Below are 18805 nucleotides of genomic sequence, written 5' to 3'. Positions count from 1 at the left end.
ATTAGTGTGCGCTTTAATAAGGTTTTAAAATATGCATAACATAATAACCGTAGATGAAAATGAAGGGCAAACGCTTGCCGTAGTTGGTGATGCCTATAGGGTAATTATTTCGGGTAAACAAACCGGCGGTGCCTATGCCGTTATTGATATGCTGGTGCCACCAGGTGGCGGACCCGGACCACATGCCCACGCCGAAATGCAGGAGTCGTTTTATATTATTGAAGGCGAATTAGAATTTAAAACCGAAGCGGGCCCCTATATCGCGAAAAAGGGCTCTTTTGTAAATATCCCGAAAGGAGGTGGAGTACATTGTTTCAAAAACAAAAGTAATACCATGGCCCATATGCTATGCACTGTTATTCCCGCAGGTTTGGATGAATTTTTTGAGGAGATAGGAACTCCGGTTGCCGCAGGTACATTTTTGCCCCCGCCTGCTTTGACTGAAGATGATTTAACCCGGTTAAAATCTGTTGCAGAAAAATATGGCCAAAAGCTTTATCCTCCTGATTACTTAGGGTAAACAGATTAAGAGTTTACTTCCTGGTCTGTGCTGAGATAATTCCTTTCTTCAAAAACTTCAAGGTGGTTTTGTTCAATCGGAAAGGTGATCATTAATGTAACGCCATGGGTATTTTCAATCGCGAATTTTCCTTTTAGCTGTTTGCCAAGGGCTTTCATCATTTCCATGCCGAGTGAATTGGCCTGACAAAAATCAAAGTCGGGCGGGAGGCCGCGCCCGGTATCTGATACTTTTAATATGGCCTCGCCATTATCAGTCAAAGATAAGCTCACTAATATCTCTCCACCATCGGGATCAAAGGCATATTTTATGGCATTTGTGATGGCTTCGTTTAATATCAAGCCTATGGGTACAGCCAGGGCTGGGTCGAGGCTCAAAGGTTCTAATATCTGCCTGATTTTTATTTTCCTGAAGCTTGTATCAAATGAATCGCTCAGGTAATCTATCAGTTCTGCAATGTAGGCAGGCATAGATACAAGCGCCGCGGTAGTCCCACTGTACAATTTCTGATGCAGAAGCGCGATTGCGTTTACACGGTGCTGACTGCCCCTGATGGCTTCAAGGGCCACATCATTTTGTAAATAAGCTGATTGGGTGTTCAGAATGCTCATTACAATTTGCAGATTATTTTTTACCCGGTGATGCACTTCCTTTAACAGCCATTCCTTTTGCGACAGCAGGTCTTCAAGCAGGATGTTTTTGGAGGTGACTACCTCATTGTTTTTTTGCTTATGTAAGTTTTGCCTGAACAATAAAATAGCAATGATCAATAATAAGCATATAGCGCCGATAGTGAGGTTTTTAACCTGGTTTGCCTGCCTTAAATTAGCTTGCTCAAACTTGCTTTTTTCATTGAGGAGCGCAATTTGTGCTTCTTTTTGCCGGGTACCATAATCAATTTGTAACTGCTCTATTTGTTTACTTTTAGTGCTGTTAAAGATGGAATCTTTAATAGTATTGGCTGATATAAGGTGATAAATAGCCGATTGATATTGCCTTTGGGCAGTATCCAGGTGAAACCAAAGAATTTCATTAGTGCCAAGGTCATTATCGTTGCCTATCTTCTTCAATACATTTTGATTCAGCTTAAGGTATTTTAACGCTTCGGCAAATGCTGCAGTCGCGGTATAGTATTTAATGATGAGTTCATAATAGCTGCTGCGGGCATATATGTTAAGGTTGGGGTTGTTAGTTTGGCGGATAAGTTCATCACAGTAGCGCTTGGCTATAGCATACTGTTTTAACGCCAGGTAAATTTTAAGATAGGTTTGGCTAACCTCATCGCCTCCTTCATACAACTTTCCAGATGGGTATGCAAATTTTTGAGTTATCTGGTTTAAAAAGGCTTTGGCTTTTTGAGGTTGGTTCATGCGCAGGTATACATCAACAATATTGCCGGCCAGCAGGTATACAGTCGCGTTATCTTTTTCGGTTTTGGCTATCTCTAACGCTCGTGAAAAATAAGTAATCGCTTTGGGGTTTTCACCAAGTTTAATAAAGTCATATCCCAGGTTATTATTGATCTGGCATATCAGCCTTACGTTATCGGCGCTGCTTGCGGTAGCAATCCGTAGGGCAGTAAGTTCATAATCGATGGCCGTTCTATAGTCGCCCTGGGTATAAAATAACCTGCCCAATAAAGCGTAAAGCCCTTGTGTTTCTGAATAATGAGCTTGCTTATAGTATCCTAATGCCTTTTTTGCCTCACTAAATGCAAGTGTGTAATTATTCATCATCTGGTGCAGATCGGCCAGTAAGCGGTAACATCGTGCAAGTTCAACCAGATGATCTGTGCGTTCAAAGGCGCTTACCGCCAGGTTTAGATAATTGATCCGGGTAACCATGGTTTGCTGCAAAAAATCCTGGCTATAGTATTCTGATAGTTCAAAATAAGCCTTGCCAAGAAGTACCCAGTTATGAGCCTGCTTTATTTCCTGTATTGTTTGCTCAAGTAATGCCCTGCCTGCTTTAGGTTCGCCTTTTGATTTGTAAAATGCCGAGCGGATTAACGCTATTCGAAAATTAATTTCGGTTTGCGGAGAGCGGTGATTAAGTTGTTCGGCCTGATTAATAAAGTAAGAAGCACTGTCTAACTGTGCAGGATTGGGATGGCGTAACTGGCTAAAAAACTCCGCGAGTTGCAAAACAGATGAGAGGCGTTCGGTTGCAGTACCCGCAACCTCCTTTTGTAGGAGCAAAGAATCTACATGACGCCTGGTGATTTCCTGCGCCCTTGCCGAAATGATGCAAAGGAAACAGGGTATAATCAGTTTGCACTTTCGTATCAAGTCGGCTCTTCTCATTTTTGGTTGAGAGCCTGTATGCATCAATCTTTTTTTAAATTTAAGCATATTCAAGCGCATCTGCTAATTTTTAACAACAGTATTTGCTGTAATTTATTAATAGTCAATTGTTTTAATAGGGGCTGGATTTCATTGCCGGCCATAGCCAACAAGCAATTAAAGCTTTGTACATGTGTTGGGTAACAAAAATAAAGCTTTATATGCCCGGCCTTTAAAATTGAATTTTTACCATGGCTCCCGCAATGTATAAAGTACGGTTATTGTTGTGCAAGTTATCGATAATGTGAGGTATGAACCGAAGGAGTTTGTATAACAAGATATCTTTTTAATGTCATCCGGTTCAGAAGTCAACTACTTGAATTGAGGTAATCGTGAGCAGTAAGCAACATATACTATAAAAAGAATCAAAAGTATTAATAAACCAAACACTATACCTCCACTATTTTTAACTGGATCGTCGTCTGATGAATTGTTCTGAGGTTGGCTGTTTACCAATGAACCGTCATCTACTGTTGATTCTATCTCCTGTTCTTTGAACGAAGAACCGCAATATGAACACAACAGTATATCGTTGTCTATTCTGTCTAATTTAGCCCCGCAATTTCGGCAGTTACTTAATTGGATATTTGGGGTTGATGATGAATTGTAATCAGGCATTTTGAAAAACAGACAATGTGCTAATATAAAGTTATTTTAAGCTCTGATAATATATACCCGCAAAAAGTTAAACCGAATCATCTCTTATTGCTAAGTAAGAGTCTGTAGAATATATTGTTAGTTATTAGATGAGCGCGACACGGCAGGTGATAGGCCTGTATGTTTTTTGAAAAAATTGGTAAAATAAGCAGGTTCCTCAAAACCAAGCCCAACGGCAATTTGTGCAATACTCCAGTCGGTATGTTTTAGCAGGGCTTGTGCTTCCTTCAATATACGTGCAGAAATATGCTGGCTGGTTGTTTGCCCGGTGGTTTCCTTCACCGAGCGGTTTAGGTGATTGGTATGCATGGCCAGGCAATTTGCAAAGTCATTAGCTGTTTTTAGTTTGAGATATTGACCTGATGAATCGATGGGGAATTGTCTTTCCAGTAACTCCAGAAATTGATTAGTGATTCGGGCCGGGGCATTGATATTGTTTTCGGCAGGATTTAAAGGACTTATTTTTAAAGCCTCGTGCATCAGGATGCGTAAATAATTGCGGAGCAGATCGTATTTGCCGGAATATTCTGAATCCATTTCTTCCATCATTTTTCGCAACACGGCAGAAAAGAAGGCCTGCTGACTTTCTGTAAGAAAAACAATATGGCTGCCACCTGCTTTGAATAAAGGAAAATCCTGTATCTGTGGGCTGCCGGATTCAATAAAAGCATGTGTAAAAAGACAAAACCAACCGGTTTGGGGCCCTGCATCACTCTCCCATGAGCTTGTTGCAGATGGGCTGGAAAACACAAGTGCAGGCTTGTCTACCACTACCTCTTTATCAGTATAATGCATCTTTCCGTTACCTATAACAAGCGCTATTTTATAAAAATCGCGACGGCTGAACGGGCTGCGTACCATACAGGGCTTGCGCATAAATACATTAAAATGCCCCTGCCCGGTATTGTTTTCGGCAAATACTTTTTGATTATCTACAGGGTGGCGCCTGTAAAACTCTTCAAGTGTTTCTATCGTTTGCATAAACGAAGTTAAGGTTTATTTGATTATTATAAATATTTATGACTTTTTGATGATTGATAAAATTGCCTTTGTTTGATTTTTATAATTTCCTGTTTGAATACTATAATGGCGGCGGTAAGGAGCGAAGGTAATTTTGCTTTATGGAAACAGGTTTCAGAAAATGGATCATCGTGATAACGATCATCACATCAACCATCATAGAGCTTATTGATACCACAATTGTAAACGTGTCAATTAATACCATGAGCGGCAATTTAGGCGCGTCGCTTGAAGATACGGCCTGGGTTATTACTTCGTATGCCATTGCAAACGTGATCATTATACCCATGACCAGCTTCCTGGCCGAGAAGATTGGCCGAAAGCAGTATTATATCGGCTCTATTCTTTTATTTACACTTGCCTCGGCCTTATGCGGGTTCTCTCATAATCTTTGGGAACTTGTCGCTTTCCGCTTTTTTCAGGGTATAGGCGGCGGGGCTTTATTATCAACTTCGCAGTCGATATTATTTGAAACTTTCCCGGTGAAGGAAAGGGCAACTGCAAGCGGAATCTTTAGCCTTGGTATTATCATAGGCCCATCTATAGGCCCGGTAATGGGCGGCTATATCGTAGATAACTTATCATGGCAATGGATCTTTTATGTAAATATCCCTATAGGATTAATGGCCGCGTTGTTATCATATATTTACCTCAAACCCAGCAAGCCTTCGGCAGATGGCCGGAGTATCGACTGGTTTGGCATCTTTTTACTGGCAGTAGGTGTCGGCAGTTTGCAGGTAGTACTCGAGCGTGGCGAAACCGACGACTGGTTTGCTGCAACCTATATCATTATACTTACTTTACTCTCCGTTTTGAGCTTAGCGATACTGATCTGGTGGGAACTTCGGATAGAGCACCCGGTTATTAACCTGCGTGTATTGAAGAGTACCACTTTATCAATCTCTGCAATCATGACCTTTGTATTGGGGTTTGGCTTGTTCAGCGCAGTATTTGTTTTTCCGTTGTACGCCCAGCGTATTATCGGCTATTCTGCCTTTCAAACTGGTACAATGTTATTACCGGGAACCTTGATGGCAGCTATGATCTCGCCGTTTTTAGGGAAAATGCTCCAAAGCGGAATCCGGCCGCAATATCTTATTATTCTGGGTTTCGGCTTATCGGCCATTTTTGGTTTTATGATGTCGGGTTCTAATCTCGAAACCGGGAATGCCTATTTCTTTATTCCGCTGATTTGTCGCGGATTGGGAGCTGCTTTACTCATTGTTCCTTTAACCGCGCTGGCAGTTTCGGAGCTTAAGCCAGCCGACATTCCGCAGGGAGCAGCCCTTAATAATATGATGCGGCAAATGGGCGGTTCATTTGGTATAGCACTGATCAATACCTATATCGCACACCGGGCGGCCGATAACCGGATGTCTTTGATTACGCATGTAACAGCTTCCGATCCGCAAACTATAGCACGGCGACAATCTTTTATCAGCAATTTCATAGCCCATGGCGCCAGTTATTTACGCGCGCTGCAGCAGTCAATTGGTGCATTGGAAAATACAATAACCAGGCAAACTTTCCTGCTTAGTTATATGGATGCTTTCTTGTTACTGGCCATATTAAATGCCTGCTGTATTCCGTTGGTGATCATGACCATAAAAAAACGCGCGGCTGTAAAGGTGGGTAAGGTAGAAGTACCGGACGCGCACTAACTACACTTTTATAAGTCTTGAAATTACCGGGCCGGCTCACTGACAAAGTGCACCGGCCTTTTTATGTTGTATCATTCTGAAACAAAGGTTATAACGTCTTTTACTATATCCGAACACAGGCTGTCCGTATGCGAACAGTTTATTGAGCGATGGTTTGGTTTAATTTATTGATATATAGATTGTTATTTATTTGGCATGCATCTTATATAAGTTACTGGAAGTAAACCCTCTTTGCTCAATCACGGCTGCCAATTAAAATTATCGTTATGATCAAAAACTATTTGAAAATTGCCTGGCGTAACCTTATTAAAAACAAGGTGCATTCTTTTATCAATATCGCGGGATTGTCTGTTGGTATGGCGGTGGCCATACTGATAGGTCTCTGGATCTGGGATGAATTATCGTTTGACAGTAACCATCAAAACCGCGGAACCATTGCCCAGGTAATCCAAAACGTTACCAATAATGGCGAGGTGCAAACCTGGCAGGCGGTACCCTTACCACTTGCAGCAGAATTGCGGAAAAGCTATGGCAGCCTGTTTAAACAGGTGGTAAACAGCGCCGGCTATGGCGATCACATGCTTGCGCTGGACAATAAAAAATTAACCCGGACCGGCGTATTTATGGAAGCCGGGGGCCCCGAGATGTTCACATTGAAAATGCTTAAAGGCAACCGTAATGCATTAACAGATCCTACTTCGGTTTTAATTTCGGCGTCAACAGCAAAAGCTTACTTCGGCGATGCTGACCCTATGAACCGGACTTTGAAAATTGATAACCATTATAATGCAAAGGTAGCCGGTGTATTTGAAGATATGCCCCATAATGCAACATTTGCCGGCCTTGGTTTTATTGCACCCTGGGAAATGGGCTTTACCGCTAACGATATCAGATCGATGAGTGAGCCCTGGAGGCCCAACTTTTGTGCATTGTATGTGCAAACGCAACCCAATGCAGATCTTGCTGCTTTGTCTCTGAAAATAAAGGATGCAAAGCTGCGCAATGTAAGTGCCGTATTGGCCAAAAAGAAACCCGCACTGTTTTTGTATCCTATGAGCAAATGGCATTTGTACGATGAGTTTAAAGATGGCAAAAATACAGGCGGGCGTATTCAATATGTATGGATGTTTGGCATCATCGGTGTTTTTGTGCTGCTGCTGGCGTGTATAAACTTCATGAACCTGAGTACGGCCCGGTCAGAAAAACGGGCGCGCGAAGTGGGTATCAGGAAAGCCATTGGTTCGGCCAGGAGCCAGCTTATCTACCAGTTTTTTAGCGAGTCGGTTTTATGTGTAGCGCTGGCGTTTGTAATTTCTTTGGTGATGGTGCAGTTGAGTTTGCCTCTTTTTAATGAAGTAGCAGAAAAGCAAATGACCATACTGTGGGGTAGCGCCTTGTTCTGGTTATTGGGATTGGGCTTTACTTTATTTACCGGGATTGTTGCCGGAAGCTACCCCGCGTTTTACCTGTCGTCATTTCAGCCGGTAAAAGTGCTCAAAGGGGTATTCAGGGCAGGAAAACTTGCGGCCCTTCCGCGTAAAGTGCTTGTGGTATTGCAATTTACGGTATCAATAACGCTGATTATAGGTACCGTGGTTGTTTTCGGGCAGATCCAGTTTGCAAAAGACCGGCCGGTAGGTTACAGCAGGGACGGCTTGTTAGCTGTTAATCCCGGCACTGACCAGGTTCATAAGAGCTTTACTGCGGTAAAAAATGAGCTTTATAAAACCGGCGCTGTTGTTTCTGTCGCCGAAGGGGACGTAAACCCTACCCAAACTGCGGGCAGCACCAGCGCTATCGAATGGAAAGAGAAAGATCCGAACTTAAGTGTGGATTTTCAGCAAAACGGTGTTTCTGTTGATTACGGAAAAACCGCAGGCTGGCAATTCAAGGGTGGCCGGGACTTTTCAAAAGATTACCTGACTGATTCATCGGCCGTAGTAGTTAATGAGTCGGCAGTAAAGTTTATGGGGATGAAGAACCCGGTAGGTGAAAATATCACCTTTTACGGGCATCCTTTCAAAATAATTGGTGTCATCAGCAACATTATTGTTGATTCGCCTTACGGGCAGGTAAAGCCTTGCATTTACTTTTTTAATAAAGATGCCGCCGGCACAGTGTTATTGCGTATAAACCCTCAAATGAGTGCAGGAAAGGCTATCGAGAGTATACAACAGGTATTCAAACACTTCAACCCCGAACAACCTTTTCAATATAGCTTTGTGGATTCGGCATACGCTCAAAAATTTGGCAACGAACAGCGCATTGGTAAGCTGGCGGCGTTCTTTGCGGCCTTGGCCATCTTTATCAGCTGCCTGGGTTTATTTGGTATGGCATCCTTCATGGCCGAACAACGTGTTAAGGAAATTGGTGTACGCAAGGTACTTGGAGCAACAGTTTTCAATCTTTGGAGATTGTTAACTACCGACTTTATTACCCTGGTATTTATCTCGCTCCTGGTTGCCACACCAATTGCAATTTATATGATGAATAACTGGCTGCAGCATTTTGATTACCGGTCGGGGATTTCGCCATGGATATTTGTGTTAACGGGTATTACCGCGATAGTGATCACTATGATTACGGTTAGTATCCAAACCATAAAAGCGGCATTAACAAGCCCGGTTAAAAGTTTAAAAAGTGAATAATTGGGCTTAATTAATAGCACATGAGGTATATATTTATATACCTCATGTGCTATTATTGGGAGATGTAATTTTATTTCGTTTTGCCAAAAGCCGCCGCTTCCTGGTTTAATTGAGCGCTGCTGCTGGTTTGGCTGCCATTATGGATAATGATCCTGTATCTGAATGTTACAGATTCACCCTTCTTCAGGGTAAGGTTCTTTTCCGATTTTCCGTTGGTAAATACCTTTTCGCCTAAAGGATTGGCTGCAAATAGGCCATAACCCCGGGCATGCCAAAAAGTAGGGTAATTAGGATTTTGAGGATGGTCAATAATGGTGATACTTACCGAGTCGGTACCCATTTTGCCGTATACCTTGCACCATACGCCGCGGGTACTCCAGGCATCATTGCCGGTTTTACCCTCGCTGGTTAGATAGGTGCCATTAGCTACTTTATCGGCGCCGCCTTTTACTATGGTTATGTTGCCTTTATCGTCGGTGAATTTCTGGTCTGCAGGGTCAGGAATCTGCAGGTCGTGGGCCAGGCGAAGGCCAAGCATTCCGTCTTTAGCATCTTTAAAAAAGGCTTCCGTATCAGCTTTAAGTGTGGTTATACGGTCAATGATCCGGTCTTGCCCGTTTCCGCTAAATTCAAAACGGGTGTTCTCTTCCAATATCACGTGTTTTTGTTGATTTGTCCAGTTGGCGTGATAGGCCAGCACACCTTTTGTGCCGTTCTCCATTTTCAGAATGCGATCTGTACGGATCCAGCCATAACCGCTCTTTTTAGCGGCAGGTATAGCGTATGAGTTATTCCAAAAATCCAGCCCGTTCAGGTTTTCAAAATTAAACCAGAGGCCAATATGATGCGGGTGATCTGTAGGGTCGCCGGCGCGCGTAGCCAACGGGAAGCCGCGGGTTACCAGGGTGCCATTGGCCGAGTGTATCGGATAGAGCACCGGCTTTTCCAGCGTATCCGGATACAGGAAACTGGTAAAGGGTTTGCCACCTATCAGGATATCTATCTTATTGTCCGTGGCTTTTACCAGTTTTACAGGCTCGGCCTTTTGGGCTTGTACTGCCGGCAACAACAGCAAGTTTGCTGCAACGGCAAGCCCTAATTTTTTTATGATCTTCATTGTTGATGTAAGGTTAAAGCTATCTGTGTGTTAAAGCTAACACACAGACAGAGTCAGATAATGCTTATGACCTGGCTGCAGATCAATATTTAAACACCTTGCCGTTAGCCATTACCTCCTGGCTGGTTTCATCAAAAGTGGCTTTGTAGCCGGTATGTACGGCCGCGTTGGTCATGATGTTGGCTATCGAGTGGCTATAACCCGCTTCAACAGGAGCATTGGGTTGTTTGCGACTGCGTACGCACTCCATCCAATTGCGCACGTGGTTTGAGGTGAGTACATCGCCTCCGGTATTGGCAGATGCGACAACTTGTTCTGTATTGGCCAGACTAAGATCAGGCAGCAGGTTGGCTTTCATGTGCATGGCATCAGCCATTTTTTGTGTAAGTCCACCTTCGGGCGATACCTTATTGGTGATCAGGTTAAGCTCGCCGCCGTTTGAGTAGTAGATCTCGGCCGGATGCTCATCGCCATTATGCATGCGCGATGCAAAAGTAACCTGGAAACCGGTTGAAGGATCTTCAAGTGGCCCGTAATCAAATGCTGCAAGTATGGTATCCCAGTTGCGGCGACCATCTTTCCACATATAAATACCGCCATTGGCAACTACGCTGCGCGGGTGTTTTAAGCCGCTGAACCAGTGTACAGTATCAATCTGATGACTCATCCACTGACCAGCCAGTCCCGATGAATACGGCCAGAACAAGCGGTATTCCAAATATTTCCGCGGATCGAAATCCTCATAAGGACGGTTCATGATAAAGCGTTTCCAGTCGGTATCCTGTTCTTTTAATTGGCTCAAAAGTTCCGGTCTGCGCCACCGTCCCGGCTGGTTTACATTCCAGGTTAGCTCAACCATAGTGATAGGGCCAAATTTCCCCGAACGGATAAAATCGTTGGCGGCATGATAATTAGCCCCACTCCGGCGTTGGGAGCCTATTTGCACAATCTTACCCGATTCCTTTACTGCTTTTAAGGCAGCTCTGTTATCTTCCATGGTTTCGGCAAAAGGCTTTTCTACATAAGCATCACAACCGGCCTTTACCGCTTCAATGCAATGGCGCGCGTGCTGGAAATCGGCAGTGCTGATAAATACTGCATCTACCGTTTTGCTATCATATAGTTCTTCGTTATTACGATATGCTTTTACATCATGCTGCATTTTATCTTTCCACAGTGCAGCACCTTCTTCACGTCGTTTGTTCCAGATATCAGATACAGCTACCACATCAAAATTAAGTTCTTTATAGTGGTTCATGAAGCTGGGTACGTGTGAGCTTTTGTGCCTGTCCGAAAAGCCTACAACGCCAACCCTAACACGGTCATTAGCGCCAATGATACGTTTGTAACTTTGCGCGCTCCAGCTTTTTGGGGTAAGCATAATTCCGGCACCGGCTAACGCGGCCTGCCTGATAAAGGTACGGCGTGATTTTTCCATATAGTAGATAGTTTGATTTGCAGGTTGTTTTTATGTACCAAAAGCGATGACACTTAACTGGTGTAAGCGCCTGTTTTTTTGATAATTTAAAAGGTAAATTGGTTTAGCCACGCAACACATCCGCGTGGTTAAACCAAATATCGAAGAAATGGATTGAAATGCAATAACGTTTTTAACCGTTAATGTAACAATTATACTGCAAATATGCCCTGCTTATACGGTATTACGCCGATTAATGTGCCCTGCCTTGTTCACTTTCGGCACCACCGGTATCCCGTTTAGGAGCGTTATGGGTTAGGTTGCCCAGGTTATAAGTAAATGCCAGGGTTGCCACCTGTGTATCTAAATAGTTGTGATAGGTAGCGGTAGCACCCACAATATTGGTAATGGTGCCGCTTGGACTAAACGAGTGAAAAACATCCCGCATGTTTAGTTTGATAGTCCCTTTGTTATTCAGGATCTTTTTCTGGATAGCAGCATTGAGCATACCGGTAGGGATAGAAACAAATTGCCCGTATGTTCCGCTGGTATTATAAAAGCCGCTTAATTCGGCACTCCAGCTTTTGGATATGGTAAACTGGTTATTGCCATTGGCCGAAAACGTATATTTTGAAGCGTGAAGGTATCCGTTATAAAATGCGCCCTGGTAGGTGTTATTATACACTTCGGCATATAAGTTAACCGACCACCATTTAGCGGGCTGGAGATTTGTGTTGATCGAATAGTCCCATGTTTTTTGTTGCCCTATATTGCCTGTGGTGCTTATAAAGATCTTGCCGTCTCTATGAATAGTTTCATTTTGTACGTCGGTTGTGTAGTTGTAGGCAACCGCTATGGTGAACAGGCTTTTGAAACTGTAGGCCAGTTTATAGTTATCGGTAAACTGTGGTCTTAGGAAAGGGTTGCCTGAAAAATAGGTGTACTCATCCACAAAAAAAGTGAATGGGTTTAAGCTTCCGTAGCTCGGGCGGCCTATGCGGCGGCCATAAGATGCAACCAACACTTTGTGACCGGCTGTATCCAGATTGTACGATAAATAGGCGGTAGGAAAAAGATTGGTGTAATGATTGGCAAATGACGAGTCGGGCCTTTGGGCGTTCCCCAACTGGTGACCGATGCCATTGGTGTTCTCGGCCCGTAATCCCGTTTGTATAGAGAACCGGCCTACAGTTTTATTAAAATTAACATAGGCGGCATTGATGTTCTCTTTATATAAAAAACGATTAGTGTTGTTATAATCAATACTACTTTCGCCATTAATCACATTGAAATAATTAGCGGCATTGTCGGTATTTACGTAGCTACTTTTAATACCTGCTTCAAACTTGGCTTTACCTTTAAGAGGATGGGAATAATCGGCTTTGGCCGAGTAAATATTGATGGTTGAGGGCAAGTCGTCACGGAGCGTACGCGAATTGATTGAAGTACCATCGGGTAAAAAGGTGTCATTCATAAACAGCTGTTTACTGCCGGATAAATCGTTGATATAATCCAGGTCAAAAGTAAGGGTACGACCGGTGCTGTCATATTTATGAGTATAGTTTAGGTTGATGCCTTTGCTGTCAAATTTATTCCGGGACGAGTTAGAAGTAGTGATGCTCGAATCCAGGCCACCGTTTGGGCCATACGATAAGCTATATACCGGGCTGTTGTCATGGTCGCGCGAAATGGTGCCGGTAAACACAACTCCCCAGGTAGTTTTAGACGATACATAATAATCCATCCCAGCTTTGATGTTGGTATTGCTGCTTGAAGGCCTGAAGTATGAAATATCCTTTAATGACGAGGTTTTGGCGCCGTTATCGTCCAAATAGTCCCTGTCAATTTCCAGTCTCCGGTATGTGCGTTGCCCGTTGTAAGAAAGGTTGGCAAATAGGTTGACCTTGTTTACGCGGTAATTGAGATTAATGCTTTCATCAGTGCGGCTGTAATGCCCTTGCGCGTAATCAGCAGATATTACGGCATTGAACCCCTTGATGGTATTTTTCTTGGTTTTGATATTGATCACTCCCGCGTTTCCGGCAGCATCATATTTGGCCGGCGGGTTGTCCATCAACTCAATCTGATCTAATGCCGAAGATGGTAAAGACCGCAGGTAAGTAGCCAGGTTTGAGGCCGACAGATAGGTGGGTTTGTCATCTATCATTACCAAAACACCGCTTTTTCCCTTAAAAGTTATATTGCCATCGGCATCTACCTGCACACCGGGGCTTTTTGAAAGTACTTCCAGTGCGTTGGCGCCTGTATTGGATATCAACGAGCCCACGTTAACCACAGTACGGTCAATTTTCTGTTGAATGTATGATCTTTTTGCGGTAACAGCTACCTCATTCAGGGTTTTTCCTGCTGCCGCTAAAATAATTGGCGGTAAATTAACGGCTTTTTGCCGGCTAATAGTTGCCGGTTCGCTGCGGTAATTTTTATAGCCTATATAGCTTGCTTTTATAGTGTAGGTGTTTTCTTTTAGGTTTTGAAAGACGAAGCTGCCATCCTTGTTGGCAAATAGGGTGCCTAATACTGTTGAGTCTTTTGCAATAAGCAGGGTTACAGTTGCTCCGTCAAGCGGTTTTTTAGCGTCATCTAAAACACTTCCCGATATTTTACCACCTGTGGTTTGTGCATTGGCAAAGTTGAATATTAAAAGTGTAAAGAAGGTTAAAATAGATATCCGGATCAATCTCATTCCTATAAGACCGTGCTTTGGACAATATAGTTACAGGGAAAATTTACATTTAAATTGAAATTAAATGTGAAAGGGTTTAAAGCGATGTGTATGAATGAGGTAGGGAGAATTGGGGGTTTTATAAGTCGACGATAATTGAGCGCTGGTTTGTCTTCCTATACTCTAATGGTGTTTGCCCGGTTATCTTTTTAAAATGCCTGTTAAAATTAGAGTGGTTACTAAAGCCTGAATCATAGCAAACTACAACCATGCTGTAGTCGGTTTCTTTAAGCAAGCGGCATGCATAATTTATTTTTACCTCCAGTAAAAACTCAAAGTAACTTTTTTGAGTAAGGTTTCTGAAGTATTTACAAAACGCGTTGGGGCTCATGTAAATAATGGCCGCAACCTCTTTCAGCTTGATGGTTTTGGTGAAATTATTCAGGGTGTATAAATAAATTTTAGTCAACCGCTGTTCATCCAACTTATTGTAAGTATTTACAGAAGGGGCAGAGGTAAAACTGGTATGCTGCTGACTAAGGGCTATGCCATTAAATAACCTCATTAGTAAAGGTAAGTGGTCATACTTGGGTGCATTCATCAGCTCTCTTAGCTGGGCGAGGATCGTTTGATGTTCATTAGGATGGATGATCAGGCCACTCATACAATCGGCGAACAATTGATTGATCAGGTAATTTTCGGGGAGGGCCATAAAGGCGTTGCCGAAAGTGTCGGGATTAAAGTGTAAGGTAAGCAGCCGCACCGGCAATTCATACTTCCCCATTTTGGTTAAAGGTTTCAAATAAGCAAATGATTCAAACCGCAGCATGTGCGGAACGTTGCTCCCAATCATGATCATTGTACCTTCCACAATCTGCTCAATTTTTTCATGGATCATGATGGTACCCTTTCCTTCTATAACATAAATCAACTCTACCTCATTGTGGGCGTGCAGGTCATTCAAGCCATGATAAAGCGACGATTCCTTCAAACTGAAGGACTGTTCACTATTGCCTGAAATTCTGCTAAAGATAAAATCCATGTTATATTATATGAATATCTTAATTGTGCTCAATATAAGGATAATATAGTATCATTTTTAAATAAGATTTACACATGTACTCCATTGCTGCCAAAATACCTTTACTAAAAAAACAAACATTATGCAGCAGGAAAAATTCACCCTCAGGTTAGCGGAAGCCGCTATCAGGGATATTGAGGCAGTTGGCGGTAAAAATGCATCTCTCGGCGAAATGCTTCAAAACCTTGCTCCGTCAGGTATCCGGATTCCGGATGGATTCATTATTACAGCTTCTGCTTATCATCGGTTTATAACATTCAACCATCTGGATAACGTGATCCGTGAGAGGATCAACGCAACAGATACAGATAACCTGGAGCAACTGGCAGCATGCGGATTAGCCATCAGGACACTGATCAGCGATGGTAGTTTTCCTGACGAAATGACTTCGCAAATAAGCGAGGGATATAAACAACTTTGTTTACAGTACCGGCAGGAAAACGTTGATGTAGCAGTCCGTTCTTCTGCAACCGCCGAAGATTTGCCCGATGCTTCTTTTGCCGGCCAACAGGACACTTACCTGAACATTAGCGGTATAAAGAATGTATTAAAAGCGGTCAAAAACTGTTTCGCGTCACTGTTTACGGATAGGGCTATCAGTTATCGTAAAATGTTCGGATATGATCATTTCCAGGTGGGACTTTCTGTTTGTATCCAAAAAATGGTACGCTCCGACCTCGGGATGTCTGGTGTCGCTTTTTCCCTGGATACAGAAAGCGGGTTCAAAGATGTTATTGTTATCAATGGCTCTTATGGCCTGGGCGAAATGATTGTTCAGGGTTCAGTGAACCCTGATGAGTTTATCGTGTTTAAGCCTTTGCTGAAACGAGGTTTTAGCTCCATCATAGAAAAAAAACTTGGGCAAAAACATCAGAAAATGGTTTACGGAACAACGGCTGCTGAGCCGGTCAAAGTGGTTCCTGTTTCTGCTTCCGAAGCCGCATCCTTCTGTCTCAATGATGATCAGATTATTGAATTAAGCCGTTGGGTTGCCATTATTGAGGATTATTATTCTGTTCTTAAAAAGAAATGGTGCCCCATGGATATTGAATGGGCGGTTGATGGGATTTCGGGTGAACTATTCATTGTACAGGCCAGACCGGAAACAATTCATTCGCGCCGGGAGGGTGGTTCGGTAGTTTCCTATCAAATACATGATGAAAGCCGTCATGAAAAGATTTTGCTCAAGGGGATTGCCGTTGGTGATAAAATAGCCACCGGAAAAGTTCATTTATTGGAGGGTCTGGACAGGGCGGGAATTCAACACATCGATTTCAAGGAAGGCGATATCATGGTTACCGACATGACCGACCCGGATTGGGAACCTGTTATGAAAAAGGCTGCCGCTATTATCACTAACAAAGGGGGCAGGACCTGCCATGCCGCTATTGTTGCGCGCGAACTGGGTGTACCGGCTATTGTTGGCTGCGAAAACGCTACCGCTATTTTAAAAACAGGAATGAAAATTACGGCTTCCTGTGCTGAAGGAGAGGCCGGGATTATTTACGACGGGATCATAGCTTATGAAAAAACGGAGCAAAAGTTTACCTCCCTGCCTGAAATTAAAACGCCGTTGATGATGAATGTAGCCTCACCCGAAATGGCCTTTCATTACGCCAATTACCCAAGTTTGGGGGTGGGGTTGGCCCGAGAGGAGTTTATTATCAATAATTATATTAAGGTACACCCCATGGCTTTGCTTAAGCATGAAAGCATTGGCGACGCGGAACTTAGCAGCTACATAGCAGAGCAAACCAGGGGATATGCCAATGGCGAAGAGTTTTTTATCGAAAAATTATCATATGGCATAGCCAGGATAGCCGCAGCCTTTTATCCAAACAGGGTGATTGTCCGTTTCTCAGATTTTAAGACAAACGAATACGCCAATATGCCCGGCGGTAAATATTTTGAACCTGAAGAGGAGAACCCGATGATAGGCTGGCGCGGGGCTTCAAGGTATTATTCAGATGCTTACCGGGAGGCTTTCGGTATGGAATGTAAAGCCATACGGAAAGTGAGGGAAGTAATGGGCCTCAATAACGTCACCGTCATGATCCCATTCTGTCGTACGGTTGGGGAGTTGATGAAAGTTTACGAAACCATGGAAGCGTATGGATTAAAAAGGGGCGAAGAAGGATTGGAAGTTTACCTTATGGCCGAATTGCCATCCAATATTATCCTTGCGCAGGAGTTTGGCAAATACATAGATGGTTTCTCGATAGGCTCAAATGATCTTACCCAATTGGTGCTCGGGCTCGACAGGGATTCTGCCCTGGTTGCCGGTCTTTACAATGAACGGAATGAAGCAGTGAAAACCATGATCTCATCACTCATCCGCACTGCCCGGGATATGAATGTTAAAGTAGGGATCTGCGGTCAGGGGCCATCTGATTTCCCCGACTTCGCCCGCTTCCTTACCGAAGAGGGGATAGGTAGTATCTCGGTAACTCCTGATTCTTTTATGAAAACGGTAAAAGTGATCAGCGCCGCCGAAACCAGTCAAAGCAAGCTAAATGAGCCGGTTCCTGAACCTATTTTCTGAGCGCGCATTAAAAAAGAAACAGTGATGAAACCACAATTCAAAACTTTAGACCAGTTTATTATCGAAAAACAGGCTGATTTTCCTAATGCCAAAGGTGAGTTGTCGCGTTTGTTAAGGGATATCGGTATAGCTGCAAAAATAGTGAACAGGGAAATCAACAGGGCCGGGCTCGCAGGAGTATTAGGAGAAACTGATTACATAAACATTCAGGGCGAATGCCAGCAACGCCTGGATGTTTATGCCAATGAACAGTTTATAACCGCGTTAAAAAAAGGCCGGGAATGCTGTGCCGTTGTTTCCGAAGAAAACGATGAGCCTGTCATATTTGATTCCCCGGAACCAGGAAAAGGAAGCTATATCGTAGCTATTGATCCTTTGGATGGTTCTTCGAATATTGATGTAAATGTTGGAGTAGGCACCATATTTTCTATTTATCGTCGTGTTGGGAATGCAGCGATAAAGCCATATGATTTGCTTCAGGACGGAAATCGTCAGGTTGCAGCAGGTTATGTTATATATGGCTCTTCGACAATGCTTGTTTATACCACGGGAAATGGGGTTAACGGATTTACGCTGGATCCCTTTTTAGGCGAATTCTGTCTGTCGCACCTCGATATGATGATCCCCGATCAGGGTAAGATCTATTCTGTTAACGAAGGGAATTATAACCGTTTCCCTGAAAGCGTCAAACAATACATCAGGTATTGTCAGGAAGAAGATCAGCCCACCGGTCGGCCTTATAGTTCAAGATACATCGGCTCTTTGGTTGCTGATTTTCACAGAAACCTGATTAAAGGTGGCATCTTCATTTATCCGCCCATGATTGGCGCCCCAAATGGAAAATTGCGGCTGGTTTACGAATGCAATCCAATGGCTATGATCATAGAGCAGGCTGGCGGAGAGGCATCCGACGGGCAAACGCGGATCCTTGATCTCGAAGTAAGGGGACTTCATCAGCGTTCAGCCTTATTTATCGGCTCAAAAGCTATGGTAAAAAAAGCCATGGAGATGATAGAGTTATATAGCGAAGTGTACCAAAGTTGACTGGTTATTATAATTAACTATTAAGGACTGGCTAAGGTTGAGGCTTTAGCCAGTTATGTTTAAAATTGGGTAA

General features: G+C 43.3%; 11 protein-coding genes. 5 read left to right on the top strand and 6 right to left on the bottom strand.

What is annotated here, in order from left to right:
- The first annotated feature begins 31 nt into the window (after positions 1-31).
- Positions 32-520 (top strand): cupin domain-containing protein, encoded by a 489-nt coding sequence (locus tag EAH55_RS26795; RefSeq protein WP_121812363.1) that lies wholly within the window; start codon positions 32-34, stop codon positions 518-520.
- Between the two features lie 5 nt (positions 521-525).
- Here EAH55_RS26795 and EAH55_RS26790 read toward each other — a convergent pair whose 3' ends face one another.
- Both EAH55_RS26790 and EAH55_RS26785 read right to left on the bottom strand, forming a co-directional pair.
- Positions 526-2823, bottom strand: a complete 2298-nt coding sequence (locus EAH55_RS26790; RefSeq protein ID WP_162997061.1) for a histidine kinase dimerization/phosphoacceptor domain -containing protein — start codon at positions 2821-2823, stop codon at positions 526-528.
- Between the two features lie 774 nt (positions 2824-3597).
- On the bottom strand, positions 3598-4500 hold the full coding sequence (locus tag EAH55_RS26785; RefSeq protein ID WP_121812361.1) for a helix-turn-helix domain-containing protein: 903 nt from the start codon (positions 4498-4500) through the stop codon (positions 3598-3600).
- Positions 4501-4640: 140 nt separating this feature from the next.
- On the opposite strand from EAH55_RS26785, the gene EAH55_RS26780 reads away from it, so the two are divergent.
- Both EAH55_RS26780 and EAH55_RS26775 read left to right on the top strand, forming a co-directional pair.
- Positions 4641-6200 (top strand): DHA2 family efflux MFS transporter permease subunit, encoded by a 1560-nt coding sequence (locus EAH55_RS26780; RefSeq protein WP_121812360.1) that lies wholly within the window; start codon positions 4641-4643, stop codon positions 6198-6200.
- A 266-nt stretch (positions 6201-6466) separates the two neighbouring features.
- Positions 6467-8848 carry an ABC transporter permease gene (locus EAH55_RS26775; protein WP_121812359.1) on the top strand — a complete coding sequence of 794 codons (2382 nt, stop codon included), beginning with the start codon at positions 6467-6469 and terminating at the stop codon, positions 8846-8848.
- 70 nt (positions 8849-8918) lie between these two features.
- On the opposite strand, the gene EAH55_RS26770 is transcribed toward EAH55_RS26775, so the two are convergent.
- The 4 genes from EAH55_RS26770 to EAH55_RS26755 form a co-directional block, all read right to left on the bottom strand.
- Complete coding sequence (locus tag EAH55_RS26770; RefSeq protein ID WP_121812358.1) at positions 8919-9965, bottom strand: DUF6807 domain-containing protein; 1047 nt, start codon at positions 9963-9965, stop codon at positions 8919-8921.
- A gap of 82 nt (positions 9966-10047) precedes the next feature.
- Complete coding sequence (locus tag EAH55_RS26765) at positions 10048-11403, bottom strand: Gfo/Idh/MocA family protein (RefSeq protein WP_121812357.1); 1356 nt, start codon at positions 11401-11403, stop codon at positions 10048-10050.
- 232 nt (positions 11404-11635) lie between these two features.
- Entirely contained in the window at positions 11636-14086 is a 2451-nt protein-coding gene (locus EAH55_RS26760) for an outer membrane beta-barrel protein (protein ID WP_121812356.1), read from the bottom strand.
- Positions 14087-14204: 118 nt separating this feature from the next.
- Positions 14205-15107, bottom strand: a complete 903-nt coding sequence (locus EAH55_RS26755; RefSeq protein WP_121812355.1) for an AraC family transcriptional regulator — start codon at positions 15105-15107, stop codon at positions 14205-14207.
- A 121-nt stretch (positions 15108-15228) separates the two neighbouring features.
- On the opposite strand from EAH55_RS26755, the gene ppsA reads away from it, so the two are divergent.
- Both ppsA and fbp read left to right on the top strand, forming a co-directional pair.
- On the top strand, positions 15229-17688 hold the full coding sequence (gene ppsA, locus EAH55_RS26750; protein ID WP_121812354.1) for a phosphoenolpyruvate synthase: 2460 nt from the start codon (positions 15229-15231) through the stop codon (positions 17686-17688).
- Between the two features lie 24 nt (positions 17689-17712).
- A complete protein-coding gene (gene fbp / locus EAH55_RS26745; protein WP_121812353.1) occupies positions 17713-18732 on the top strand; it encodes a class 1 fructose-bisphosphatase in 1020 nt (339 codons plus the stop codon).
- Positions 18733-18805 lie beyond the last annotated feature (73 nt).

Source organism: Mucilaginibacter kameinonensis, from assembly GCF_003675385.1.
In the GTDB taxonomy this organism is placed as follows: Bacteria; Bacteroidota; Bacteroidia; order Sphingobacteriales; family Sphingobacteriaceae; genus Mucilaginibacter; species Mucilaginibacter kameinonensis.
The sequence above is the reverse complement of the archived record's forward strand: the minus strand, read 5'-3'. Positions and strand labels throughout refer to the sequence as shown.